19 protein-coding genes, 3 rRNA genes and 7 pseudogenes are annotated in these 25,074 nt (G+C 50.8%); 10 read left to right on the top strand and 19 right to left on the bottom strand.

Features of this window, described 5'->3' with window-relative positions:
- Positions 1-101: 101 nt before the first annotated feature.
- Positions 102-977 carry an ATP-binding protein gene (locus tag KWG61_RS05215; RefSeq protein ID WP_242745161.1) on the top strand — a complete coding sequence of 292 codons (876 nt, stop codon included), beginning with the start codon at positions 102-104 and terminating at the stop codon, positions 975-977.
- A 509-nt stretch (positions 978-1,486) separates the two neighbouring features.
- On the opposite strand, the gene rrf is transcribed toward KWG61_RS05215, so the two are convergent.
- From rrf to KWG61_RS05190, 5 genes and pseudogenes are all read right to left on the bottom strand, one after another.
- Positions 1,487-1,593: ribosomal RNA gene (rrf, locus tag KWG61_RS05210) — 5S ribosomal RNA — on the bottom strand.
- A 112-nt stretch (positions 1,594-1,705) separates the two neighbouring features.
- Positions 1,706-4,573: ribosomal RNA gene (locus KWG61_RS05205) — 23S ribosomal RNA — on the bottom strand.
- A gap of 310 nt (positions 4,574-4,883) precedes the next feature.
- Positions 4,884-6,409, bottom strand: a 16S ribosomal RNA gene (locus tag KWG61_RS05200).
- The 16S, 23S and 5S rRNA genes sit together here, the layout of an rRNA operon.
- A gap of 427 nt (positions 6,410-6,836) precedes the next feature.
- Positions 6,837-7,387: pseudogene (locus KWG61_RS05195) on the bottom strand (cysteine hydrolase family protein).
- Positions 7,388-7,449: 62 nt separating this feature from the next.
- Positions 7,450-7,671: a hypothetical protein gene (locus KWG61_RS05190; protein ID WP_242745159.1), complete on the bottom strand. Its 222-nt coding sequence runs from the start codon at positions 7,669-7,671 to the stop codon at positions 7,450-7,452.
- A 436-nt stretch (positions 7,672-8,107) separates the two neighbouring features.
- Between KWG61_RS05190 and KWG61_RS05185 the strand changes: the two are divergent.
- Together KWG61_RS05185 and KWG61_RS05180 are read left to right on the top strand one after the other, a co-directional pair.
- Positions 8,108-9,136: pseudogene (locus tag KWG61_RS05185) on the top strand (CapA family protein); the annotation flags it as partial.
- A gap of 209 nt (positions 9,137-9,345) precedes the next feature.
- On the top strand, positions 9,346-9,498 hold the full coding sequence (locus KWG61_RS05180) for a hypothetical protein (protein WP_242745158.1): 153 nt from the start codon (positions 9,346-9,348) through the stop codon (positions 9,496-9,498).
- A 222-nt stretch (positions 9,499-9,720) separates the two neighbouring features.
- Here KWG61_RS05180 and KWG61_RS05175 read toward each other — a convergent pair whose 3' ends face one another.
- The 10 genes and pseudogenes from KWG61_RS05175 to KWG61_RS05130 all read right to left on the bottom strand — a co-directional run bounded on the left by KWG61_RS05175 (position 9,721) and on the right by KWG61_RS05130 (position 19,080).
- Positions 9,721-9,942 (bottom strand): hypothetical protein, encoded by a 222-nt coding sequence (locus KWG61_RS05175; protein ID WP_242745156.1) that lies wholly within the window; start codon positions 9,940-9,942, stop codon positions 9,721-9,723.
- Between the two features lie 473 nt (positions 9,943-10,415).
- Positions 10,416-10,705 (bottom strand): annotated as a pseudogene (locus KWG61_RS05170) (Gfo/Idh/MocA family protein); the annotation flags it as partial.
- 815 nt (positions 10,706-11,520) lie between these two features.
- A complete protein-coding gene (locus KWG61_RS05165; protein WP_242745152.1) occupies positions 11,521-12,996 on the bottom strand; it encodes a sensor histidine kinase KdpD in 1,476 nt (491 codons plus the stop codon).
- Between the two features lie 38 nt (positions 12,997-13,034).
- Entirely contained in the window at positions 13,035-13,271 is a 237-nt protein-coding gene (locus KWG61_RS05160) for a hypothetical protein (RefSeq protein ID WP_242745151.1), read from the bottom strand.
- A gap of 44 nt (positions 13,272-13,315) precedes the next feature.
- Positions 13,316-13,759, bottom strand: a complete 444-nt coding sequence (locus tag KWG61_RS05155) for a hypothetical protein (protein ID WP_367614336.1) — start codon at positions 13,757-13,759, stop codon at positions 13,316-13,318.
- 56 nt (positions 13,760-13,815) lie between these two features.
- A pseudogene (locus KWG61_RS05150) lies at positions 13,816-14,474 on the bottom strand (response regulator transcription factor).
- A 183-nt stretch (positions 14,475-14,657) separates the two neighbouring features.
- Positions 14,658-16,003 (bottom strand): annotated as a pseudogene (gene glmM / locus KWG61_RS05145) (phosphoglucosamine mutase).
- A gap of 356 nt (positions 16,004-16,359) precedes the next feature.
- On the bottom strand, positions 16,360-17,022 hold the full coding sequence (locus KWG61_RS05140; RefSeq protein ID WP_256460835.1) for a YbbR-like domain-containing protein: 663 nt from the start codon (positions 17,020-17,022) through the stop codon (positions 16,360-16,362).
- A gap of 272 nt (positions 17,023-17,294) precedes the next feature.
- Positions 17,295-18,178, bottom strand: a pseudogene (gene cdaA, locus KWG61_RS05135) (diadenylate cyclase CdaA).
- A gap of 128 nt (positions 18,179-18,306) precedes the next feature.
- Positions 18,307-19,080, bottom strand: a complete 774-nt coding sequence (locus KWG61_RS05130; RefSeq protein ID WP_230267734.1) for an HAD-IIB family hydrolase — start codon at positions 19,078-19,080, stop codon at positions 18,307-18,309.
- 172 nt (positions 19,081-19,252) lie between these two features.
- Here KWG61_RS05130 and KWG61_RS05125 point away from each other — a divergent pair, with 172 nt between their 5' ends.
- The 6 genes from KWG61_RS05125 (at position 19,253) to KWG61_RS05105 (ending at position 21,934) form a co-directional block, all read left to right on the top strand.
- Positions 19,253-19,702 (top strand): low molecular weight protein-tyrosine-phosphatase, encoded by a 450-nt coding sequence (locus KWG61_RS05125; RefSeq protein ID WP_230267733.1) that lies wholly within the window; start codon positions 19,253-19,255, stop codon positions 19,700-19,702.
- A 94-nt stretch (positions 19,703-19,796) separates the two neighbouring features.
- Entirely contained in the window at positions 19,797-20,000 is a 204-nt protein-coding gene (locus tag KWG61_RS05120) for a hypothetical protein (protein WP_242745148.1), read from the top strand.
- On the top strand, positions 19,967-20,449 hold the full coding sequence (locus KWG61_RS05115) for a hypothetical protein (RefSeq protein WP_242745147.1): 483 nt from the start codon (positions 19,967-19,969) through the stop codon (positions 20,447-20,449). Before KWG61_RS05120 ends, KWG61_RS05115 begins: the two co-directional genes overlap by 34 nt.
- An 8-nt stretch (positions 20,450-20,457) precedes the next feature.
- On the top strand, positions 20,458-20,724 hold the full coding sequence (locus KWG61_RS05110) for a hypothetical protein (protein WP_242745146.1): 267 nt from the start codon (positions 20,458-20,460) through the stop codon (positions 20,722-20,724).
- A 270-nt stretch (positions 20,725-20,994) separates the two neighbouring features.
- Positions 20,995-21,123 carry a hypothetical protein gene (locus KWG61_RS16015; protein WP_256460793.1) on the top strand — a complete coding sequence of 43 codons (129 nt, stop codon included), beginning with the start codon at positions 20,995-20,997 and terminating at the stop codon, positions 21,121-21,123.
- A 607-nt stretch (positions 21,124-21,730) separates the two neighbouring features.
- Complete coding sequence (locus KWG61_RS05105; protein WP_230267730.1) at positions 21,731-21,934, top strand: hypothetical protein; 204 nt, start codon at positions 21,731-21,733, stop codon at positions 21,932-21,934.
- A gap of 97 nt (positions 21,935-22,031) precedes the next feature.
- On the opposite strand, the gene KWG61_RS05100 is transcribed toward KWG61_RS05105, so the two are convergent.
- Positions 22,032-22,235, bottom strand: coding sequence for a hypothetical protein (locus tag KWG61_RS05100; protein ID WP_242745145.1), 204 nt, complete (start codon positions 22,233-22,235; stop codon positions 22,032-22,034).
- Positions 22,236-22,560: 325 nt separating this feature from the next.
- Here KWG61_RS05100 and KWG61_RS05095 point away from each other — a divergent pair, with 325 nt between their 5' ends.
- The gene (locus KWG61_RS05095; protein WP_242745144.1) at positions 22,561-22,956 is read left to right on the top strand and encodes a hypothetical protein; all 396 of its coding nucleotides are present in this window, start codon (positions 22,561-22,563) and stop codon (positions 22,954-22,956) included.
- Here the strand turns inward: KWG61_RS05095 and KWG61_RS05090 are convergent.
- The 3 genes and pseudogenes from KWG61_RS05090 to KWG61_RS16010 form a co-directional block, all read right to left on the bottom strand.
- Positions 22,953-24,235, bottom strand: a pseudogene (locus KWG61_RS05090) (UDP-N-acetylglucosamine 1-carboxyvinyltransferase). The gene KWG61_RS05095 and the pseudogene KWG61_RS05090 sit on opposite strands and share 4 nt — an antisense overlap.
- A 540-nt stretch (positions 24,236-24,775) precedes the next feature.
- The gene (locus KWG61_RS05085) at positions 24,776-24,913 is read right to left on the bottom strand and encodes a hypothetical protein (RefSeq protein ID WP_242745142.1); all 138 of its coding nucleotides are present in this window, start codon (positions 24,911-24,913) and stop codon (positions 24,776-24,778) included.
- A gap of 30 nt (positions 24,914-24,943) precedes the next feature.
- Complete coding sequence (locus tag KWG61_RS16010; protein ID WP_256460792.1) at positions 24,944-25,066, bottom strand: hypothetical protein; 123 nt, start codon at positions 25,064-25,066, stop codon at positions 24,944-24,946.
- Positions 25,067-25,074: the final 8 nt, after the last annotated feature.

Below are 25,074 nucleotides of genomic sequence, written 5' to 3'. Positions count from 1 at the left end.
ATCACTTTCGTCCGGTTTATATTAACGGAAATCCCTTTAAAGGAACCTTTCGGCGCAATTACGAAGGCGATTACCACTGTTCCGAAGATGAAGTGCGATCGATGCTTCAGGACAGTTCGGATCAAGGGCTGGATGGAGCCGTGCTAGAAGGGTATACGATGGCGGATATCGACCTCAATTCACTCCATGCTTACCGAAATGAATTTGAGGTACAGAACCGAGGACATATCTTTAATACATACTCCGATGAGGATTTTATTCTGCATATTGGAGGATTTGCCAGAAACAGACAAACCGGCCAGGAGTTTCTGACCGAAGCCGGCTTGCTTATGTTTGGAAAAGGTCTTTCCATTCGAGAACGCTTCAGCGCTCTCTTTATGGATTATCTGAATCAGGCGAAGATGATGCCTGGTCAGCGCTGGTCCGATCGCCTGACAATCGACGGCCAATGGGAAAACAATCTGTACACTTTCGTACATCTAATCCTGCCCCGCCTGACCAGAGATCTGCCAGCACCGTTTCAGCTTGACGGGATGACCCGGGTAGATGATACCGATACCCATAAAGCGATTCGAGAAGCAGTGATCAATATGGTCATTCATGCCAATTACAGAACCAGCGGATCCCTTAGAGTCGTCCGATATGAAGACAATCTGCTTTTTTCAAATCCTGGAAACCTGAAAATCCCAGTAAGTGAAATTTTTAAAGGAGGCCATACGTCAGCCCGAAATCCGAAAATACAGCAGATGTTTCGAATGATCGGCTTATGCGACAATATTGGATCGGGTATTCCAACCATACTGAAGATCTGGAAAGAAAAAGGATGGCAAGAGCCGGATCTCTATGACAATGTCACCCTGCAGCAAGTGGAATTACGGCTATGGCTGACCGCAGGACTCTCAAGCAATACCGAAAAAGATTTGATCAACCGCTTAGGACCGAATGTCTTTCACTCGTTATCTGAGAACGAAAAATGATTCTATCCATCGCTCTAAATGAAAAACAGGTAACCGTTCGGCGCATGGAACCTGTTTTAAAACTCGACCCGGTGGAAATTTCTTCTCTGCTTCAGGAATTGACCGCTCAAAAGATTTTAATCTGTCATCAGCAGCACCGTTCTTCCTTCTATACCTTCAACGAGAATCTCATATCCAATCGCGATACAGATACTACTCCACCAACAGTGCCCGATTCCGAAAGCGCCACGAACACCGACATGAATACGACGGATCATGCGATTCTGGCTCTGTTTTCTCGATACGAAACTTTGACTCTAGTCCAGATCTGTGACGAAATTGATTCGCTCAATACAGTACAAAGTGCATCTAAAGCCGCAAATCGCCTGGTTAAAATGAATCTGATTTCCAAAGGAAAGGCTGGCCGAAAAGTCGTCTTCAGAAAAAATCCTGAAAACGCTCTTCCCAATAAAACGAAAAAACCCCGAAAGATATTGGATCTCTCCTTTATCCTTCGGGGATTTCATTTTGTCTGGCAGCTTCCTATCTTTGCCTTGCGGCTATTGTCGGCGTTCTGCAGCTTAACGGCCGGGTTCGATATGTTTCCGGGTGTATCCTGCAGGCTATCGCCACCATACATTAGATTTTTCGAATGGATCTTCCAAAAACAAACATCAGTCTTCCAACATAACGATCTAACGCGATCGTTGGTTTCGTAGTGGCTTCTTGCGTATAGCTTTCTCGAATCTTAGATTAAGCTTTCGACCGATTAGTACTGGCCAACTCCACGAATCGCTTCGCTTCCATCTCCAGCCTATCGCCTTGTCGTCTTCAAGGGGTCTTATATACCGCAGATCTTATCTTGGGCTCGGCTTCGCGCTTAGATGCTTTCAGCGCTTATCCGATCCCTGCTTGGCTGCCCGGCTATGCTACTGGCGTAACAACCGGTGCACCATTGGCAGGTCCATCCCGGTCCTCTCGTACTAAGGACAGCTTCCCTCAGATCTCCTGCGCCCACAACAGATAGGGACCGAACTGTCTCACGACGTTCTGAACCCAGCTCGCGTACCGCTTTAATGGGCGGACAGCCCAACCCTTGGAACCGAATCCAGCTCCAGGATGCGATGAGCCGACATCGAGGTGCCAAACCCCGCCGTCGATGTGAACTCTTGGGCGGGATCAGCCTGTTATCCCCAGGGTAGCTTTTATCCGTTGAGCGACGGCCCTTCCATTCGGCACCGCCGGATCACTAATCCCGACTTTCGTCCCTGCTCGGCTTGTTGGCCTCGCAGTCAGGCGCGCTTATGCATTTACACTCTATATCTGGTTTCCATCCAGACTGAACGCACCTTTGGGCGCCTCCGTTACTCTTTGGGAGGCGACCGCCCCAGTCAAACTGCCCGCCTGGCACTGTCTATGAGTCATCTCTATGTTAGGGCTTCAAATCATCAGGGGCGGTATCCCAACGTCGGCTCCAAGAATACTGGCGTACTCTTTTCTTCGCCTCCCGCCTATCCTGTACATGATCATCCAAAACCCAATACCAGGCTGCAGTAAAGCTCCATGGGGTCTTTCCGTCTAGTTGCGGGTAACCTGCATTTTCACAGGTACTAAGATTTCACCGAGTCTGCTGCCGAGACAGCGCCCAAATCGTTTCACCTTTCGTGCGGGTCAGAACTTACCTGACAAGGAATTTCGCTACCTTAGGACCGTTATAGTTACGGCCGCCGTTCACTGGGGCTTCGGACCACTGCTTCCTCCTTGCGGACTCACAGATCCCCTTAACCTTCCAGCACCGGGCAGGTGTCACCCCATATACTTCGCCTTACGGCTTTGCATAGAGCTGTGTTTTAGTTAAACAGTCGCTTGGGCCTTTTCACTGCGGCTCTCTCGAGCGCCCCTTCTTGCGAACGTACGGGGCCATTTTGCCGAGTTCCTTGGCAACAGTTCTCTCGCTCACCTTACAATTCTCTTGCCGCCCACCTGTGTCGGTTTTGGTACGGGCCAAGATAAAGTATCGCTAGAAGCTTTTCTTGAAAGCCGCTCCATGTGCTTCGCTACTTTCCAAGGATTTCGCTTACCTCTAACGCTCTGTACCTCCGGTCCGGATTTGCCTGGACCGGTACTGCCGCGCTTCGCCCTCAATCCATTAAGAGGGTCACACTTCCCGTCTTTGTCACTCCATCGCCTTTATCTCAGGTGCAGGAATCTTCGCCTGCTTTTCCATCTGCTTCGCCTGTCGGCTGCGCATTAGGTCCCGACTGACCCGGGCGGACGAACCTTCCCCGGAATCCTTGGGCTTTCGGTGTGCAGGATTCTCACCTGCATCTCGCTACTCACACCGGCATTCTCACTTCCATGTCCTCCACATCCCCTTACGGTAATGCTTCCACGAACATGCAACGCTCCCCTACCACTAAATACTTCAGTACTTAATCCGCGCTTTCGGCAGACAGCTTAGCCCCGGTACATTTTCGGCGCAGGGCCACTCGACTAGTGAGCTGTTACGCACTCTTTCAAGGATGGCTGCTTCTGAGCCAACCTCCTAGTTGTCCGTGCGTCCCCACATCCTTTCCACTGAGCTGTCATTTTGGGGCCTTAAACGGCGGTCTGGGCTGTTTCCTCTTGAGCACGGACCTTATCACCCGCACTCTGACTGCCAACGACTTCCCGCTGCGGCATTCGTAAGTTTGATTCCATTCAGTACCCCGGGATGGGGCCATCATGAATTCAGCGCTCTACCTCCGCAGCCATAACATTGACGCTAGCCCTAAAGCTATTTCGGGGAGAACCAGCTATCTCCGGGTTCGATTGGAATTTCTCCGCCAGCCACAGGTCATCCGCCAGCTTTTCAACGATGGTCGGTTCGGTCCTCCACAAAGTTTCACCTCTGCTTCAACCTGCCCATGGCTAGATCACCCGGTTTCGGGTCTGCTCCTGACTACTTGCCGCCCTCTTAAGACTCGCTTTCGCTTCGGCTTCGCGTTTTCCCGCTTAACCTTGCATTCAAAAGCAACTCGCCGGTTCATTCTACAAAGGCACGCCATCACCCTTGGTCGGGCTCTGACTTCTTGCAGGCATACGGTTTCAGGTTCTCTTTCACTCCGCTTGCGCGGTTCTTTTCACCTTTCCCTCACGGTACTCTTCTCTATCGCTCACTCTTACTTATTTAGCCTTGGCGGATGGTCCCGCCTGCTTCCAACAGGATTTCACGTGTCCCGTTGTACTCAGGATTCCGCTCCTTACTCGACTCGCTTGCCGGTACAGGGATTTCACCTTCTCTGTCCGCGCTTTCCATCGCGTTCCCGTTCGCTCGTCTTTCATTTCCAGCGGTCCTACAACCCCATATCGCTATGGTTTGGGCTCTTTCCCTTTCGCTCGCCGCTACTCGGAAAATCACTTTTGTTTTCTTTTCCTCCGGCTACTTAGATGTTTCAGTTCACCGGGTTTCTCTCCATTTGCATGGATGACTGGCTATAAAACCAGCCGGGTTCCCCCATTCGGATATCCGTGTGTCGTCGCTTCCTGACAGCTCGGCACGGCTTTTCGCAGCCTGACGCGTCCTTCATCATTCAAGAGTGGCAAGGCATCCTCCGTACGCCCTTCCTTGCTTGATCTAGTTCTCTAACTTTGGTTCTAGTTATGCTTGTTTCGAGATTTTTCTATTTCGTAAGAACTGTTCCACTAACTGTTTCCAACTTTCGGTTAAATCTTTATTACTCTTCAACTTTTCGTTAGACCTTCTGTTATGTCTTCTTACTGATGCTCGTTTTTCAAAGATCCATTCTTGGAACAAAAGGAAAGATAACTATTTATCCTTCTTTCTGTCCTGGAAGATCGCTCTTCCAAAACCTCACAGACAAATCCTCACTCATTACTCTTTGCCATCGGCTTTCGCCTATGGACTTCCTTGTACTTTCTCCTTAGAAAGGAGGTGATCCATCCCCACGTTCCCGTAGGGATACCTTGTTACGACTTAACCCCAGTCGTCGGCCCCGCCTTAGACGACTCACTCCCTTTAAGGGTTATGCCGTCGGCTTCGGGCGTTGCCGGCTTCCATGGTTTGACGGGCGGTGTGTACAAGGCCCGGGAACGTATTCACCGCGGCATGCTGATCCGCGATTACTAGCGATTCCAACTTCATGAAGTCGGGTTGCAGACTTCAATCCGAACTGGGACGTCTTTTATGGGGTTCGCTTCCCTTCACAGGTTCGCTTCCCTTTGTAGACGCCATTGTAGTACGTGTGTAGCCCAGGCCATAAGGGGCATGATGATTTGACGTCATCCCCGCCTTCCTCCGGTTTGTCACCGGCAGTCTGATATGAGTTCTCAACTCAATGGTAGCAACATATCACGAGGGTTGCGCTCGTTGCCAGACTTAACTGAACATCTCACGACACGAGCTGACGACAACCATGCACCACCTGTATGGACGGTAACCTCCAACTTATCTCTAAGTCTTCGCGTCCTATGTCAAGGCCTGGTAAGGTTCTTCGCGTTGCTTCGAATTAAACCACATACTCCACCGCTTGTGCGGGCCCCCGTCAATTCCTTTGAGTTTCACACTTGCGTGCATACTCCCCAGGCGGAGGAGTCACTGCGTTAGCTTCGGCACCGGGGTCCTCCCTCCGACACCTGCTCCTCATCGTTTAGGGCGTGGACTACTAGGGTATCTAATCCTATTTGCTCCCCACGCTTTCGTGCCTGAGCGTCAGCAACAGTCCAGGCGGTCGCCTTCGCAACTGGTGTTCTTCCATATATCTACGCATTTTACCGCTACACATGGAGTTCCACCGCCCTCTCCTGTCCTCTAGCGTGCCAGTTTCCAAAGCCTGTACCGGTTAAGCCCGTACCTTTCACTTCAGACTTGACGCGCAGCCTGCGCACCCTTTACGCCCAATCATTCCGGATAACGCTTGCCACCTACGTATTACCGCGGCTGCTGGCACGTAGTTAGCCGTGACTTTCTGGCGGGGTACCATCAAAAGAAAAGCATTTCCTCTTTCCTTCCTTTTTCCCCGCAACAGAGTTTTACGATCCGAAGACCTTCTTCGCTCACGCGGCATTGCTCGTTCAGGCTTGCGCCCATTGACGAAAATTCCCTACTGCTGCCTCCCGCAGGAGTCTGGGCCGTGTCTCAGTCCCAGTGTGGCCGATCGCCCTCTCAGGCCGGCTATGCATCATCGTCTTGGTGAGCTGTTACCTCGCCAACTAACTAATGCACCGCAGATCCATCCGTCCCCCAGGCAAACGCCTGTTTCAAAAGAAGAAGATGCCTTCTTCTTTCCTATGGGGTTTTAGACTTCGTTTCCAAAGCGTATCCCCGGGTATGGGCAGGTTATCTACGTGTTACTCACCCGTTCGCCACTGATATCCGAAGATATCCGTTCGACTTGCATGTATTAGGCATGCCGCCAGCGTTCATCCTGAGCCAGGATCAAACTCTCCATTTGATATTGACTCAAACGCTTATGCGTTTAATGTTTCGTGAATAAATGATTGTTCGAGTACTTATTGTGATTTTAAGAATCGACGTTGTGTATTTCGAATTTCTTGATCTGTCTGTAAAGTTTTCAAAGAGCCATCTGTTTGTGAGAAGATCAATGTCTCTCACAAGGCTTGTTTATCATATCATCTGCAGAAATCTCTGTCAACAGTTATTTGTGAATTTCTTCATGATTTTCACTTAAGCTGTTTTCTTCGATATCTAAAGGTGATTTGACGACTGAGAGAAGCGATTTCCCTCAGCGCTCAATTAGAATACCACGCGCTAACATTCGATGCAAGCAATTTGTATGCGATTTTTCTAATATTTTTCACGAGACTTTTGACCCGTTTCCCTATGCAATCTGAATCCGATACTTTCCTCTCTCTTTATGTTTATTTATCCGCTCTCCAGCACAAATCCTGAAAATCAGATATCCGTTCAATCCCCGCCTTTTCCAGATCGTCCAGATTGGCTTTCTGCACCTGAGGATTTGCCGACGAAGTGCAGTTTTCGAGCAGAATCGTCCGATAGCCGTACTGAAAGGCGTCAAAGGCCGTGGCCCGTACGCAGTTTGGCGTCTGCGTTCCGCTCACCAGCACAGTCTCTATCCCTCTTTGTTCCAGTTCCTCTTTGAGCGTAGTCTGAAAAAAGCACTGTAGCGCGTCTTGGGGATAAAGAGATCTTCGGGCGCTCTGTACAGTCCCTGAGCAAGCGCAAAACCCGATCCCGATGGATGGAACAGATCACACTGATCCAGATCTTCCAGTTTCTGTCTGCGGAAAGCTTCGAGATCACTGCCGTCTTTCGCATGCAGACGGCATACCCAGGCGATCGTCACGCCAGCATTTCTCGCTTCTTCTACGGTCGCCGCCAGCGCGGGAATCGTTGATCTGGCCATCGCTACGCAAAATGGAGAGTCGGCATCCACAAATCCTTTCTGCATATCAATAATCAGCAGGATTGTCCGATCTGGATTCAGTTCAATTGGCTTCATAGTCTTTTCCTCTATCGATTTTTTATCTGTTTTTCCCTGTATGGAAAAGCATGCAAAATTTTCTTTTCGTCTTCAACAGAGCCTTTCGCCTTTTGAAAACGAATGGTTTGTATTTCTTTGCTTTTCCATTGAATCCCGCATTTTCCAGAAACGCGTTCGGCGGCCTGGATCCTCTGCCTTCTTTTATCTTCTTCTTTAATATTCTTCATTTGCGCCGAACCGACCCCGATCACACCGGCTTCATTGAGCTTTAGTTAGCCAGATGAAATAATGAACACAGTATTTGTGCCTGTCGGGATTAAAAATTCTCTTCCAGAGTTTCTTAAAGAACTCCTGCGACGGCATTTTCGTCCGTGGAAACCGGACTTCTCAAGAAAGAAAAAGAAAGGTACACGGCTATGGCATCTTCATCCAGGAACCCATCTTCTGAACACCAGCCTCGCTCTTCCAGGACACGCAGACGGAAAACCGGGTGGATCTGGGTTTCCGCAATTGCGGCTGGAGCCCTGGTCTGCGGCGTTCTCTTTTTGGAAATCGCTTTTCTCCTTCCCGCTGGGTCAGCATGGATGGAAATTCAGCAGACCAAGCCAGTGAAAAGAGCGGGCAGCCGACCGCCGGCGCTCAAAAAGCGGGGATTCCACTTCGTCTTTTACGTTTACCGGCGTTGGCGACAATCTGCTTCACGATACGATTTTCGTCTACTATGAGCAGGACCACAACAGCAGGGATTTCACCCCGATTTATGAAATGACCGTTCCGTATTTTCAAAGTGCAGACCTTGCCTACTGCAACTTTGAAACGGTCTGCGCCGGCGATGCGTTTGGCCTTTCCGGCTACCCCGCCTTCAATGGGCCGATCGAAATGATCGATTCGCTGATGGCTTCCGGCTTTGACTGGTTCTCCATTTCCAGCAATCACTCTCTGGATGCAACAGCGCAGGGCCTGATCTACGAAAAGGAATATATGCGCGAACATTATCCGGATCTTTCCGAAACCGGTGCCTTTGTCAGTGAAGAAGACGCAGCCGCGCCCGTTGTTCGAAACATCAACGGCATTCGCGTTGGACTTTGCGGATTCACCTACGGTCTGGAAGGCGCCATTCCCGCAGATATGCCCTGGCTCGTGGATGTCTACCGCAGCGGAAACGGACCCATCAACTATGAACTGATCGATCAGAAGCTCGACGCCCTGAACGCCGTCAGCGATGTGCAGATCGTCGCGATGCACTGGGGCGACGAATATCAGACCTCCCCAAATGCGGAACAGATTGAAGTCGCGAACTATCTGAACTCCAAAGGGGTGGAAGTAATCATCGGTACCCATCCGCATGTCATCGAGCCGGTTGAAATCATCAAAAGTCCCGAACAGGAGACGCTCGTGTACTACTCGCTGGGCAATTTCGTCTCCGCGCAGAACACCAACGAAACCATGGTCGGCGGCATGGCGAACTTCACCCTGAGCTACGATTTTGATACGCATAAAGCATCCTTTTCCGATATCCGATTCACCCCGACGATCACCTGGATCTCGCCGGATCTTCGCGAATACCGGACTACGACCATTCACGAATATAACGACGATATGGCCGCTAATCATTACATCACTGCCGAAGGAATGGACATTTCCAAAAGCTGGGTACAGTCTTTTGTCGATTCGGTCATGAGAAAACCGGACGGTATCGAAATCGTTCTGGAGTAAATACGCGTTTTCTTCTGCAGGGATGGCAATCAAAGACTTTGTTCTTTTCAGTTGCCGTTCTGGAGCTGAACCTTTCTGAATCGTCCTGCAGAAGCAAAACATACAGGTGTATTGAAATATGAAAGGAGAAGGTATGAAAAACCAAAATACTGGTGGATTGGCGCGGGGCTGATGGCCGGCTTTTTCGCTCTGACTTCCTGTGGGACTACGTGCGCTATTTTCTTTCCGCGCCGGTCGTCTCTTCCGCCCCGTACTGGGCGTTTGTGACCGCACGCGCCATTGAATTTCTGACGCCTGCCGCCATTCTGGCTGTTGTCGCTCTGGTTTTACAGGTGCGCAGCCGTCGATCGGCCGCCAGATAATTCGGCGTCATAGGGGATTGGCGCATTCTTTCCTTTGGCCAATGCCGATCTGGATTCGAATAGCTTCGCAATTCCGTTTTTCGTATTTCCGATCCCCTCCCTCGCACCCCGCTGCAGGTGTTCAAAAGGAGAAAGCTCCTGTACTTTTCCGTCGTTCAATTACGGCGAAAGAGACAGGAGCTTTTCTGTTTATCTCAATGTGAAAAGAGACCCGCCTGCGGATCACTTTCTGGCGTTCATCTGCGCTCTGGCTTCTTCCAGAACAGACAGAGCAGCCAGCGTTTCCTCTTTGTATTTCTCATAGGCTTTTTCATCGTGGCTGGAAATTGCTTTTTCAAAATCCGCAAATTCATAAACCATGTGCAGGCCCTGATCGATGGAAATCTGTTCGGCTTCATTCTTTTCGTTTTCTCTGGCCGGAGCGACGAAGTCGATATATTCCATTTTCCCGGTACTGCCTTTTCCAATACGGAAGGTTCCCTTTTCCCCTGAATGACGGCCAGATAGTCGCTGGAAGAATCCTTGGATCCAATAGATGTAACGATCCATTCAGGATAAATCAGAATCAGAACGCCGCTCGAATCGATGCCGTTCCATCCCTTGAGCGGATAATAGAAGACTTCCTTCGGCTTTCCAAACAGAGCCAATGCAAGATGGATGTTATAAATGGCGATATCCATCAGCGCACCGCCTTCCATTTCTGGATTGAACACATTATCGACAATGCCTTCCATGTACCGTGTGTACTTCCGGGAATACTGCGAAAAGTTGAAGACGCATTCCCGGATTTTTCCCGCTCTGGAAAGATTGTCCTGAAGAATATGGAAGTTTGGGGTGTGAATGCTAGTGATGGCTTCAAAAATCATTACACCGTTTTTCTCAGCAAGATCGAAGAGTTCCTGGGCCTGAGCGACGCTGGCCGCAAACGGCTTTTCGAGAATGACGTTCTTGCCCGCTTCCAGCGCTTTTTTGCCTGCGGTACGTGCAGAGAGTTTGGCGAAGCAATATAGACGGTATCGATTTCTTCATCCGCCAGCATTTCCTCCAGATTGTCATACGTCTTTGTAACATGATGGCGATCGGCGTACGCTCTGGCTTTTTCCATTGTCCTCGAATAGACAGCGGCTGGTTCAATGGAAGGAATCTGGGCGAAGGACGCGTAAGCCTGATCCACAATCGCACCAGAGCCGATAGTTGCAATTTTCATAGTTCCTCCTAAATACCGCTTCTTTCAGAGTTGGAAAGAAGCTCCGGGAAAAGCGGTTTTCTTATGATCATCATGCCATAAGTTGCGCTCTTTCCATCCCGGATTTTGAAAGTCTGCACCAGGTAAACATACGAATCGTAAAAACAGCCGCCAACGAAATGGCGGCATATTTTAGTAATGCGTGGTTCTTCCACAAAAGGATTTTTCAAAGGCATTCCGTCCCAGACGATCCTAATCACACCGACTATTTTCGGTCATGGGGCGGATGGAGGAACTCTTCAGTCTGTCTCCCGCTTTGTTAGTAAACCTCTAGTATTTCTCGGTTTTCTTCAGACGCGCTCCGTTAAAACGGCCATTCGGTCTTTTGACCACTAGACGATTTCGCAGGGTGCCTTTATTGAGCGTCGTGCGGATCACAGCGGTCTTCTTTGGGAAGCGCCGACCTTTTGATAAATCGCCAGGATTTCTTCCATGCTGATCGTGTCCATAAATCTTCCTCCCGTTTTTCGTGGATCTATGCTCGATTGTATCCAGTTTTTAACATCTCGTGTCATTTCCGCGAACAATAATTTATTTTTACATACGTTTCTTTTTCATCGGATGTCTACTGGATTCAAAATATTCCTCTGCACGTCGGTTGACAAGCTGCCGTCCATTCGCAGGGGCGGTTCTCCTGGCTGGCTTAAAACGTATAAAAGCGGTCTGTATAAACGCGCCCGTACTGTCGTACGCGACCTGGCGGTTTACACAGACCGTAATTTTTAATAAGGAAACAAATGCTCTTTCCTGCAAAAAGCTGCTATATGCGGATTTCTCTATTTTCCAGATTTCAGCTGAGGCTGTTCAACTGCGGAATCTTCCGAATCCGGCTGGGCGGTCTTCAAAGAAGAATCCGTCCTGTTTGCGACCTCGGCTTCAGGAGCTCCTTCCGGCTGAGTGCCTGGCTTGATGCCTGACACTGCTATAGAAGCGTCCGTTTCTGCCGTTGCCTCCAAAGTCGAAGATTCCGAATCTGGCGCTTCTGGAGAAACGTTGTTTTGCTTTGCCGGGGCTGTCATTGTGGATCCGTTTTCGCTCTGGCTCTGGACTTTCACATCCGTTCTGGGCGTCAACTCGACAGCGGAAGCGGCAGCAATATCCGTTTTTTCGGCTTTGGATTCGGTCATCTCAGGCGCGCTGGATGCTTCCAATGCCGATTCGTTTCTGGCGGCTTCGTTTACCGTCAGTCCTTCCTCAAGCAGATGCTTATGCTTCTGGGAAGCAGCCGGTTTATTTTTCCGGGAACGAGAAGACGATTTTATCGAGTCCTCCTGTGTCCTGGATTTTGATTGGGCAGCCGGATCCTTGCCGGACATTTCCTCTGGCGAAGCGGAAGACTTATGGTTTCGATTCTGTCGGTTCTTTCTGGAACGGCTTTTCTCTCTGGAAGACGCATTCGCTTTTCTGGAAGCCGAATCGCTCTGGCCTTTTCTGGACGCGCCGGACGATTCCTTGTTTTTGGACGCGTCTGTCTGGGCGTTTTCCTTTTTGTCCTTGCCTTCGCTCGAAGACTTTTTCTGTTTTTGATCCGGAGCCGCTTTTTTGAACTGCGAAGTCTGTCTTCTGGAGTTGCCCCAGTTTTGCACGTTCAGATAGGAAACTGGATTGCTGGTGTTTTTGAAGCGGCTGCTGCTGCGTTTGGGCACATCCCGGTAAATCCGGAAGCAGACGCCGTCTTCTGTATTCATGCCTTCGACTTTGTACTTATTGGCCTGAACGACTTTGGCGACGATGGACAGACCTAAGCCAAAGCGTCCGCCCTCGCCTTTGATATACGGCAAAAACAGAGACTGAATTCTCGATTCATCCATCTTTGGACCGTCGTTGGAAATGCGCAGGTCATTTTCATGGAGTTCGATTTTGATATAGCTTTTCGAGTAGCGGAACGCGTTCTGCAAAATGTTTTCGATGGCTACGCGCCACGCTTCGAGAAGGCCGTCGAAGTAGACTTCTTCAAGATCGGTAATCAGTTCGATTTCCGGACGGATGACCTTGGCGTTAAGAACGACTTCTTCAATGACTTCCTTCATGTTGGTGGATACGCCTTCCGCATCCGAGGAAACCAGATATTCGACGCGGTTCATGTACAGCAGCGAATGGACTTTCTGCTCGAGGCGGTTGGCGTTATCGAGGATGACGTCAACGCTGCCTTCCAGGTCGCCGTAGGGATAAATGCCGTCCTTGATGGATTCGGAATACGACTTGATCGTTGCGATCGGCGTCTTTAAGTCGTGCGAAATGTTGTGAATCATTTCTTCCTTGGACTTCTGCTGCTTGGCCAGCTCTTCGGTCAGCGCACGCAGTTCCTGGCTACATCGCCGATCTCGTCATCGCGGTTGATGTACAGATCGACATCCTTGCCTTCCTTGATCTGCGTGATGTAGGACTTGATCTGGTTGAGCGGATGAATAATCGAGAACACCCAGAACAGAAGCACCATAAGCATCAGGAAGAACACAAGAACGGTGATGTAAATGGTGGAATCCATCAGCGAGGAGCGCATTTCGCCCGCGTACGTATCGTTCATGAACGACACGACAATCGTTGGCGAACCATTCGTATCGACCCGCTCTAACCGATAATAGTAAAGCCGGTCATGATTTTTTCGATTCCCTGCCGGACGAGCACGCTCGCATTGGCCCGGACAGAAGGCGAATTGCCGTCGGACTCCGTCTCAAGCGCAGCGGCGGGCACATGCGCGCGCAGCAGTTCGTGTATTTTCGGCGTAAGACTGCTCAGAAATTCCTGACTGGCCGGATCGTCGTCCTTGGAAATGATCACCGAGTTATTCGGCGTAACGATGGCCGTGCGGATGTTGGGATCGCCGGACAGGAAGTTGAACAGTTCCTGGTCGTTGCTGGTGCTCTTGCCGTTGACAACCGCCTGAACGATCGGTTCCTGTCGGGCTTCAAGCAGATCATACATCTGCCGGTTGATCGCGTTGCTCACGCTGTCGGAAAGGAAAAACAAGAAAAACAGCACGAGGAAAACGATCATCATCAAAATCAGAACCATCACCTGCTGGGTGAGGGACAGCTTGCGAAATTTTCCCTGAAAAATTTTTTCATCGGCTAGCCTAAACGGTATCCGTACCCGTAAATCGTATGAATGTTGAGCTTCGGCAGTTTCTTGCGCAGACGACGCAGGGTGTCATCGACAACGCGATCGCTTCCGAAGTAGTTTTCATCCCAGACGTTTTCCAGGATTTTTCGCGCGAGAAGGCGATGCCCTTGTTCTTGATGAACATCATGAGCAGGTCGAACTCCTTCGTGGTCAGTTCGATTTCTTCCTGATCGGAATACACTTTGCGCTGTTCTTCATCGAGTTCGTAGCCGTCGATGAAAATGCGGTTGTTGGAATCCTTGTAGGCGCGGCGGATCAGATTGTTGACGCGAAGAACGAGTTCCTTCGGAGAGAACGGCTTGGTGATGTAGTCGTCGCATCCTTTTTCCAGTCCGATAATGCGGTCGAATTCCTTATCCCGTGCGGACATGAAAATAATCGGCGTATCCGGATTGGTCTGGCGGATTTCCTCAAGCAGATCGAAGCCGGATTTGTCATCGAGCATGATGTCGAGAATCCACAGATGCACGTCTTCATCCTTGGCGTGCGCGCTGGCTTCTTCATAGGTGTAGTAGGAATGGACTTCGTAGTCCTCTTTCATAAGGTACTGAGCGACAAGATTATTAATATCCTTCTCGTCTTCGACAATATTGATTACTCGTTTCATGGTTTTGCCGTTTGGCATGGCTGTTCCATGCAAAACGTCCCTCCTTTCCAGCATGCGTATTCAACATGAGAACGTAAGGCGCTTTGGGCGTCTTCTTTTTTACAAGAGTTTTACGGATTTGAAATCTCTATTCAGATTCGCAAATCGAAATAAATCCAGAATTAAAGCGTCTGTATTTTCGGGTTACTGGACGGCGTAGCCTTTTTCGATGATCAGATCCGTCACCATATGGACGTACGTCTCGCACTCTACCTGCGTCGGAGCTTCGACCATGACGCGAATAAGCGGTTCGGTGCCGCTTGGGCGAACCAGAATGCGGCCGTTGTCGCCGAGACCTTCTTCCGCCTGATGAATGCGTTCCTGGATATCGACGTCGTTCAGGACGATCGTCTTGTCCTTGACCGTTACGTTTTCCAGCAGCTGCGGATAAATGGAAAGGCCTTTGGAAAGTTCCTGAATGGTGGCTTTTTCCTCCTGAATGGTCTGGAGCAGTTTCAGCGCGGTCAGCAGGCCGTCGCCGGTCACTTCATCGCCGTAAAAATAATGTGTCCGGACTGTTCGCCGCCAAGACGGTAGTCGTTGCGGCTCATCTCCTCATAGACATATTTATCGCCGACCGGAGTCTGTACAAAATCAAACGCATCCCGCTGGAACGCTTTGTACAGGCCAAGGTTGGCCATGACGGTCGTTACAACCATATTGTCTTTGAGTTCGCCGCGTTTGCGCATGGAATGACCCAGAATATAAAGAAGGTAATCCCCGTTGATCAGATTTCCATCGGAGTCCACCGCGATCAGGCGATCGGCATCGCCGTCAAACGCCAGACCGAGGTCACATTCGTTTTCCACCACGTACTCCTGCAGACCTTCCGGATGGGTCGATCCGCAGCGGTAGTTGATGTTGACTCCGTTTGGCGAGTTGTTAATCGCATCCACCTGGGCGCCGAGGCCGTCGAGCGTTTCGACTGCAGTCGCGCAGGCGGAACCGTTGGCCAGATCCACCGCGATGTGCAGGCCGGTCAGATCAACTGGAACGGTCTTTTTCAGGTTGGACATGTAAAGTTCCAGTCCCTGATGCCAGCTGAAGTATTCGCCGACGCCGTCTCCGGTCGCCAGCGGCACTTCGCTTTTTCCGTCCATATAGTCTTCAATGGCCAGCAGGATGTCCTCATCCATTTTGATGCCTTCGTGATTGAACACTTTAATTCCATTGTCGTAATACGGATTGTGCGAAGCCGAAACCATCAGGCCGGCATCGAAATCTTCGTGACGGACCAGGTAGGATACGGCTGGTGTCGGGCATATGCCAAGCAGATACACATCCGCGCCCGTACTCACAGCACCGGCAGCCAGACCGAGTTCAAACATCGATCCGGAAAGACGCGTATCGCGTCCGATCAGAATTTTGGCGTGCTTTTTATTTTGCGAATAATACCAGCCAAGCCACTGGCCGATTCTTACCGACTGATCGAGCGTGAGCTCTTCATTGGCGCGCCCGCGCACGCCGTCGGTTCCAAAGTATTTTCCCATGGCAGATCGTCTCCATTCTTTTCTATAGATTGTTCTGTATATGCTTTTGCGAGCCGCCTGAATCAAAGGGGAAGCCGGCTCGTTTCGTTCTTTGTTTTTCAGGAGCAGCAAAGCGTTCTGGCTGCTTTGGGCTGATCCCGGCAGGCAAGAAAAGCAGCTGCTCCCGGGTGTTCTCTTTTGGACTGTCCTCGTTTTTTGTGCATGTACGGTGAAATCCGGGCAGTTCCAAATCTATTTTATTGTACCGATCAACGTATTTAAAATCACAAAATAAAACAGGATCTGTGCAAGGCAGACCCTGTTTGCGGTTTATTCCATGTACAGGACGATTTGACCTCCTGTATTTGCGAATTTTTCTACTTCAGCGGATTAGAAGGCATTGTATTGTCTGCCGCCTTGGACGAATCCGTACTGGAACTGTCGCTTGCCTTTTTATCAGCGGCATCCGGTCCGGCGGTTTCCCCGTCGGGACTGCCGTCGCTGACTAAGCGGACATCGGCCGTAACGGTCGATGGCGTGATCGATACGTTGACCTGCTTGCCGGAACTGTCGTAGGCGACGAGCGGGACTTTGGCCTGGAAGGAGCCTTCATAGCCGGATGTGTCGACAATCGCACGAACGAAGCGAATGGAGTTGAGCTTGTCGCGGGTGGCCTTGATCGTTACCGAACGCGTCGAAAGGCTCGGTTTCTGATAGGCGTTGATCGACTGGCCGGCTCCGACGATCAGATCGGCGGAAATGAAATACGTTTTCGTATATTTGCGGGAAAGTACCGCGTTGACGGTTTCCGGATTGACGGTAACGTCCAGACCGGTCGGCAGACCGGAAGCGGTCAGGGCGACGGTATTGGATCCTTCGCCGGCGTTGCGCAGATCCGCGGTGATCGAAGCGGAGTTTTGCGTACGGACAAGCTGAATGTCCGCGCTGTCGCCGACGACGGTAATATCCGCGGTCGACGGGACGCCGGAAACTTCATAGCTGTTTTCATCCACAAGAACTTCGACTGGAACTGCGGTCAGATTGAGCGTGAGCGCATCCGATCGGAACAGATGGTAGGACAGATCCTGATAGTTGATGACCAGGCAGACGATAATGGCGATTACGCCGGAAATGGCCAGACTGCGTTTTTCGCTGTAAATGATCCGGTCAAAAGACGGGAGATCCGTGACGTCGCAGCCGATAAAATACGGGTCAGCCGTTCCAGAAAGCGCTGAACGGACCCTGGCTTTTTCTCATCCATTGCCGTTGCCTCCTTCACTGCTGTTTTTCGGCTCGCTTGCGGGTGCGGCACTCAGGGTGCTGACGACTTCGAGCGGTTTGACACGATCGTCTTTTTATCCCGTTTCTCGCGGGGAACGATGTACTTGTTCACCGGCTCATCCGAGCGTTCGTCCCGCAAAGACTTGCCAAGAGAATTCGAGAGATTTTTCGCGGATTCGATCATCGGCTGGAACATGGAAGAGCGCTGGGTATCTTCCTTGACCAGACGCTTGGTCAGATAGCGGCGCAGACTTTCCGGCGTGTATTGCGTCAGCACACCTTTCTGCGCTACGGAAATGTTTCCGGTTTCTTCCGAAACGACCAGCGTAATGGAATCGGTCACTTCCGAAATGCCGACGGCAGCGCGGTGTCTGGCTCCGTATTTGGACGGGAGTTCCTGCGCAGTCGAGGGAAATAGGCGGCAGCGCAGATGGCTTTATCGCCGTCGATGATCATGGCGCCGTCATGCATCGGCGTACCGTACTGGAAAATCGTTTCGATCAGTTCGCTGGTCACATCGGAATCGAGCGAGATGCCCGTTTTGGCGTAATCTTCCATGGACTGCGCCATCTGGAGCGAAATAAGCGCGCCGGTTTTCGTTTTGGACATGTCCGCGACAGCGGTGACGAGCTGATCCACCAGATGGTTCATGCGGCTGGCGGAAAGATTCGGTTTATACGCGGTATTGGTCGTTCCGACTTTTTCCAGCATGGAACGAATTTCCGGCTGCAGAACAATCAGAACAACGATCATGCCCCAGCGCAGAACGATATCCAGCAGGGTGGATACGGTTTTCAGCTGGAGAACGGTGACGAGAAACTGAAACAGCAGCAGCGCCAGAATGCCTTTGACAATCTGTACGGTACGGCTGTTGTTTCGAATGATACGAATGCATGCGTAAATGAGTGTCCACATTACGCAGATGTCGAGAAGAAGGCGAAGAATCAGTCCGACATCTCCCAGGTTCATCTAGATCCCCCTTTTTCTTCCTAATTCAGGAAAACCTCTTCGTACGAAGAGGTTTTTAAGTTAGTCTTATTGTTCTATTTTGTCAAAGCGTCATCAATAAATTCGCCCACAGTTGCCACAATCTGTCTGGCGTTGTCCTGCACTTCTGCCGGAGCCGCGGCTACGGCTGCGGAATGGTCTACGCCCGAAAGCATCGGGATGTCGTTGTAGGAATCTCCGATCGCGTAAATGTCGTCGTCGTCCGCGCCGACATACGCGCAGATGAATTCAAGGCCGGTGGCTTTGGATGTGCCTTTGGGTACGACGTCAACGACGAAATTATTGTTATAGGCGACAACGATTTCCCCAAAGAAATGGTTGATCTGGTCGGCCAGATCCATGGCGCTTTCCGGCGTTACGCAGGAGAAGACGATCTGCGCGAAGTTGCCGATATCCATGACTTTTTCCTCCGGCAGTTCCTGCTTGAGCTTGGGATAGCGATGATCTTCCAGGTTTGGATGTACGTCGACTTTGTAGCGCTTGACGCCGTCGTTGACCACGTAGCTCACCACATCCGGATGCTCATGGGAAGCGAACATCAGGTCAATTGCGGTAATGGTGTCGAGCGTGGAGGAAAGCAGTGCGTTTCCGTCTTTGTCGAAAGCCATTCCTCCGTTATTTGTTACATAATAATCAACAGGAATCTTAAATTCTTCCGTTTCGCCGGAAATGGATTCCATCGAGCGGCCAGTCACGATGACAAACAGATTGCCAGCGTCGCGCCAGCGGTGGATCGCATCGAAATCAGCCGGCAGCACCGATCCGCCAAATTTCAGGGTGCCGTCGTAGTCAGTTGCGAGTAATTTCATAGGTTTTCCTCTTTCTTATTTACTGTGAAACCACATTCTTTATCATTATAGCAAGCAATTCAATCAAATCGACAATCCTTAACAGGTTTCCTGTCGAGCCTCGCAATTGTGCGATCCCGTCCTCTCCTCCGGCTTTTTCCGGATGAAAGCGGTATCAGAAAGGAGCAGCATCATGATTCGTATTCTCTTTGTCTGCCATGGCAACATCTGCCGCTCGGTTATGGCCGAGTGGATTTTCAAGGACCTCGTTTCTCAGAAAGGTCTTTTAAACGATTTTGAAATCGACAGCGCCGCCCTCTCCTCCGAAGAAACCGGCAATTCGATTTACCCGCCCGCAGCCGCCGTATTAAGAAAGCACAATATTCCCTTTGGTGAACATTACGCGTGGCGTCTGAGGGCCGATCAGCTTTCGAACTACGATCACATTTACTACATGGATGAAGAAAACGAATACCTTCTCGAACGGCTTGTGCATTCCTCGAAGCTTCCCTTGTTTATCGAACCGCTTCTTGAACACGGTCAGATCGCCGATCCCTGGTATACGCGCAGCTTTGAAAAGGCCTTTTCGCAAATCGAGCAGGGCTGCAAGGAGCGGCTAGACCAGCTGATCGCGTCAGAATAGTCCGTCCGATCATTCGGCAAGACCCTACGGAAAACCAGACTGAACGCAGCCCGCAAAACCCATCAGACACGCCCCGCAAGGAGGAAAAAGGATTATGAAAACACCCGTACGCCAGAACCTGCACACCCATACGCAATACGATGACGGAAAAGACTCCCTCATGGCCATGACCGAAGAAGCTATTGCCAGAGGCTTTACCGTTCTCGGCTTTTCCGGTCATTCCCCAACCATCCGCTCGACTCTGGATCGATGGACGCGAACGGTATGGAACACTACCTCAAAGACTTTGAGGCCGTAAAAGAAAAGTACGAAGAACAGATCGATCTGTACTGCGGCATTGAGCTCGATTCCATGACGGATCTGGTCATCAGCGAAGACTATTTCGAAAATGCGGTAACGCCTTCCTGGTTTGACTACATCATCGGCAGCGTTCACTACGTGAGCATCCCAGAAACCGAAAAGAAAGAAGATTCTTCTTCTCTTGCCGGTCAGTCCATAGCGATCGATGAAAGCCGTGAAACGTTTGATTGCCTGCTGAACGAAGGCTTTGGCGGAAATATTTACGCTCTGGCTCAGGCGTATTATCAGAGCGTTCAGGAAATGATCCAGTCGCGTCCGATCGACATCGTCGGTCACATCGATCTGCTTTCGAAATACAACGAAGATGAACGCTACTTTGCCTTTGACGATGAAACGATACTCGACATGGCCATGAAAGCCGTCGAAGCCGGCATTAAAAAGACGTGATTTTTGAAATGAATACCGGCGCTATTTCCCGCGGCTATCGAAGCCTTCCCTACCCGCATCCAGTTCTCTTTTCGCGCATGGTCGAAAAAGGTGCGCACTTCTGTATCAATACGGACTGCCACAATAAACAGGCGCTCGACCAGTCGATGCCTCTCTGCCTGGATCTGGCCAGAGCAGCCGGATTAAAAGAACTCTACGTTCTGGACAACGGATTTTTCATGCCCGTTTCTCTCGACGCGTTTGCGGACGCGAAGGACGTATCCGTCTCTTTATAAATCATCCCCCGCTTAAGCTTCCGGGCCGTCCGTCCCGGAAGGTATTGGCGCCGATGAACAAGCTTGTTAGAATAAAAGAGCACAGATTTCCGCACAGAACGTCCGTCTGGAAATCGTACCAATGCGCCTGTATTCATATCTTTACGAATGGAGATGGATTATGAACCTCAAAGACTTAAAAGCCTACCACGCGTATTACGTCATGTCGGTAATCTTCTTTCTGTCCTGCCTGTTCTTTCGGGACATGGTTTTCTTCCCCTTGGCTGCGCCATGATCTGCTTAGGCTGGGTAAAACAGCTTAAGGAAACCGGAAGAATTCAGGGCCGTCCTTCCCGCACCGTGACAGCGGATGCGGCTATCGAAACCGCTTCTGCGGACAAACCTTCCCTGTCGGAATAAGCGAACGCATTTTCAGCATTAGAAAAATTGAAAGCCGGATTTCTGCCCCGCTGCAGAACATCCGGCTTTTTCATGCCTGAAACCGATTGGTAAAAGGCTTATGCGTGCTAAAGGAGGACATGCCTCCGGGATGTCTTCCTTCAAAAGACCTGGATCGATCTCGCAGTCTCTTACCGGAGGGCTGCTTCCTTCTGTTTTCAGGATCTGGATCTTCGGACAGGCAGAAATCTTCTGCCTGTGCTCTTCTCGCTTTTATGCCTGTCGCTCTCTGCTCCGTTTATGGAATGGACAGCACAGAAGCACCGGATGGCACAGACCCAGCAGCCGCAAATCCGCCCGGCACGCCACGATTCCCGCCGCCTGCGCCTGGGCAGACCAGATTGCAGGCTAAGAGCCGGCTGTGCAGACAAAAGAGGAATTCCATTTGCCTAAAGCGCTGACGACGCACAAGCATGCAGAAGGATCGAAAGGCTTTTTGCTTCGCGCGGCGAAACCGAAGCGGTGTACATTCTGACTTCACAGACGAAATACACACATTTCGGTAACGAACACGATGCGACAAATCTGCTCAATAGGCTCAAGTCGCTCGATAGTATCAAAGACGCCAATGCCATTTCGACGCTCGATCGGCACGAGCGAATACAAAGTCACGGACGCTCTGATGGCGCATTCGCAAGTCAGAGCCAACTGGTCGTATTACCAGATTCATACCAGCAATGTGTATGACCATGCACGCCTGACTGGGTGGACAAGCCTGCGGGATGGCAAGAACGGGGAGAAAACCTGGACAATTATGGAAGTCCGGATATGACGTATACCGGTCATGGAACCCTGATCCTTCCAGGAAGCTCGTTTGACGCATAGTATACCTGCGAAAAGAAATCGTCCATTTGAAAATGAATCGAGGGTTATGCCGCCGATTCCCTGGCTCGAATCGATGCCGGCGCATGGGCGGCGGGTACGGTATGGGACGGCTGACGTACAGTCAGTCCAAGCTTTTTCTTCTGCGCCCGGGAGAGCGGCACGTGCATGGAGTGATTCAGTTCCACTTCGTCCTTATAAATGCCGGTCAGATATTTTCCGTTGACCAGATAGGAAATATGTACGCGCAAAAACCGTACTTGGAAAACGTTTCGTCGAGATCCGCGAGATTGAGACGGCGATGGAATTCACCCTTGCGGGTATGGAAATGAACATTTTTCCAATTTTTTCCAAGTAATAAATATCGTCTACCGGAATATCAATCCGAGCTCCCTGGTACACGAGGGGATAGCTGGCTTCCTTCTGAGCCGCCTGCGCCATAAGGATGGAAGAATACAGCTGCAGATCATCGTTTAAATGGTCCTTGGACAAATAGAGGACACGGTTCCGGCTTTCCTTTTCGCGTTTAGCCTGGGGATTCTGACAGAGAAAAACGAACAGAGCCGAAGGGTTGTCATGGACGAAAAACGAATCAAAACGGGGCGTATCGAACATTTCATCAAAGAAGAAAATCTGATACGACTCTTCCCGCGTTGCTTTGGCCAGCGCCGAAGCTTTATAAAAGTGACGAAACGTCCAGTCGACTTCGGAAAACAGACCCGCCAGAAAAAGGCAATGTCCTTGGTTTCCTTTTCATGTTCAAGAATCGCAATCTTTACCATGGTCTCCTCCTTCTGTTCGCAGGGTTTGCTCATGCAGCCTGTAAGGCCTTATCCAGGGTATGGGCAGGCGTTCGGGCGACAGGAACAAGGTGCCTTGCCCTTTCAAGCCGGGATGGTCTGCACAATTTCTTATTATTACAGATTTGCGCGCAGTTTCCGAAGGCTTCCGAAAAAAAGATGGTCTGTCTAGACCATCTCGCGGCGAATATCAGCGCCTAATGCTTTGAGCTTTCCATCGAGGTCATCGTATCCTCGATCGATATGCTTGATTTCATGAATTTCAGTTTCCCCGTCCGCCATCAGGCCGGCAAGAACGAGCGCAGCGCCGCAGCGCAGATCGGTTGCGGTGACGCTCGCACCATGGAGAGGGGTCGGACCGTGAATAATGCCGGTCGCGCCTTCCTTCTCCGTATTTGCGCCCATGCGGTTCAGCTCCGCCAGGTGACCGAAGCGTTCCACGTAAATCTCTTCGGTTACTGTGGACGTGCCGGCAGCCTGCGTAAGCAGCGCTGTAAACGGCTGCTGTACGTCGGTCGCAAAGCCGGGGTACGGCTTGTAGTAATGTCCGCCGGACGGATTTTCTGTTCCGGCGAATTGTCAAAGACATGGATCGAGTCGGTAAGAATCTCCATGTTGATGCCCATTTCCTTCAGCTTGAGGGTAATGGCTTCGAGATGCCGCGGAATGATGTTGGTAATCCACATGTCATCGGCAACGGCACATGCGATCAGAATATACGTAGCGGCTTCAATGCGGTCCGGGATGATTTCGTGAATGCATCCGTGCAGTTCGCTGACGCCGTCAATGGTCAGGGTATTGGTTCCGGTTCCGTGGATCCGGGCACCCATGCGGTTGAGCAGGTTGGCCACATCGATAATTTCCGGTTCCTGCGCCGCGTTTTTAATGATGGTGCGGCCGTTGGCGAAAACGGCAGCCATCATAATGTTGATCGTCGCACCGACCGAGGCGATGTCCAGGAAGATTGTCGTTCCCTGCAGTCCGCCTTCCGGTGCTTCAATCAGGGTGTAATCTCCGTTTCCTTCCGGATACGAAACGGTTGCTCCCAGCGCTTCAAAGCCTTTGAGGTGCTGGTCGATCGGGCGCGGTCCCAGATAGCACCCGCCAGGCATGCGGATCAGAACCTTGCCGTATTTGCCGAGCAGTGCGCCCATGAAGTAGTAGGATGCGCGCAGCTTGGTTACCGCATCGGAAACGAGCGGGCGATCTTCCATTCCGGACGGATCGATCACGAGCGTTTCTTCATCGGGCTGGGTTACCTTGACACCGAGCTCGCGAAGCAGTTCGACGAGCGCGTCGACATCGGAAATCTGCGGTACACCGCAGATCGTTACGGTCTCATTTCCTAAAATGGCTGCAGGAATCAGAGCCACTGTTGCATTCTTGCTTCCGGAAATCCGCACAGTGCCGTTCAGGCGACGGTTTCCTCTGATCTTGATCACTTCTTCCATGCAGCGTCTCCCCTTTTTCTTACTGACGATGCGGGCTGTACGCAAAACGTTCAGGCCCGCTATGGAATCCCGCAAGGCGCGGGTGATGTTCAATTTTTATAGATCACAACGCATGATCTCCGCTCAAGAAAAGAAGCTTTCCTGTTCTTCCTTGCGGGCAGAGCATAAGGCGGGGTCTTGAATGAAGTCCCCAGTACCATAGATTTTCTAATCCGATTTTGGCACAGGCGGAATCAGAATTCGTTTTTCACGCTTTGACGTCCGCCCTTTCTGGGTGAAAACTCGGCCAAAATCTTCCGTTATTTCCTCTGGAACGGCTCAGGACAGATGCGAAACGGACTGTCTTTTTCCAGAGGCCTGAATAGACGATAAAGGGAAGGCGCTGACTGGACCCCTTCCCTGCAAAGTGTGCTCGTCATTGGAACGCGCAGATCAAATAAAGCTGAAAAATGCCTTACTTTTCCGTTTTTCTGGTAGTTCCCGTGCTCATTATACAAGCTTTTGGCATTCTGTAAAGCAATGCAGATTTTGCATGCGCTTTCAGATTTTCACGCGGGTTCCGGGTGTTTTGCCTACGTTTTTGCCACCTGCGGGCTTTGCGGCATCAAAAAGCCGCTGCAGTTTTCCCGCAAGCGGCTGAAGCGTCAGTTTCTGAAGGTAAAAATGGGCCGAAGTCACACAAAAGCGGATTTTGCGGGTGATTCCCGTTCAGGCTTTGCGTTCCATCAACGGAGTCTTTCCGGCCTGGGCGCTGTCGGATTCCATGATCTTATAGTCTCCGATTCGAGAGGCGGGAATTACCATCAGCGTCGTCAGATCCGTACCGCGCATTTCGAAAA

The organism is Allobaculum sp. Allo2, assembly GCF_022701175.1.
Lineage (GTDB): Bacteria > Bacillota_I > Bacilli_A > Erysipelotrichales > Erysipelotrichaceae > Allobaculum > Allobaculum fili.
The sequence above is the reverse complement of the archived record's forward strand: the minus strand, read 5'-3'. Positions and strand labels throughout refer to the sequence as shown.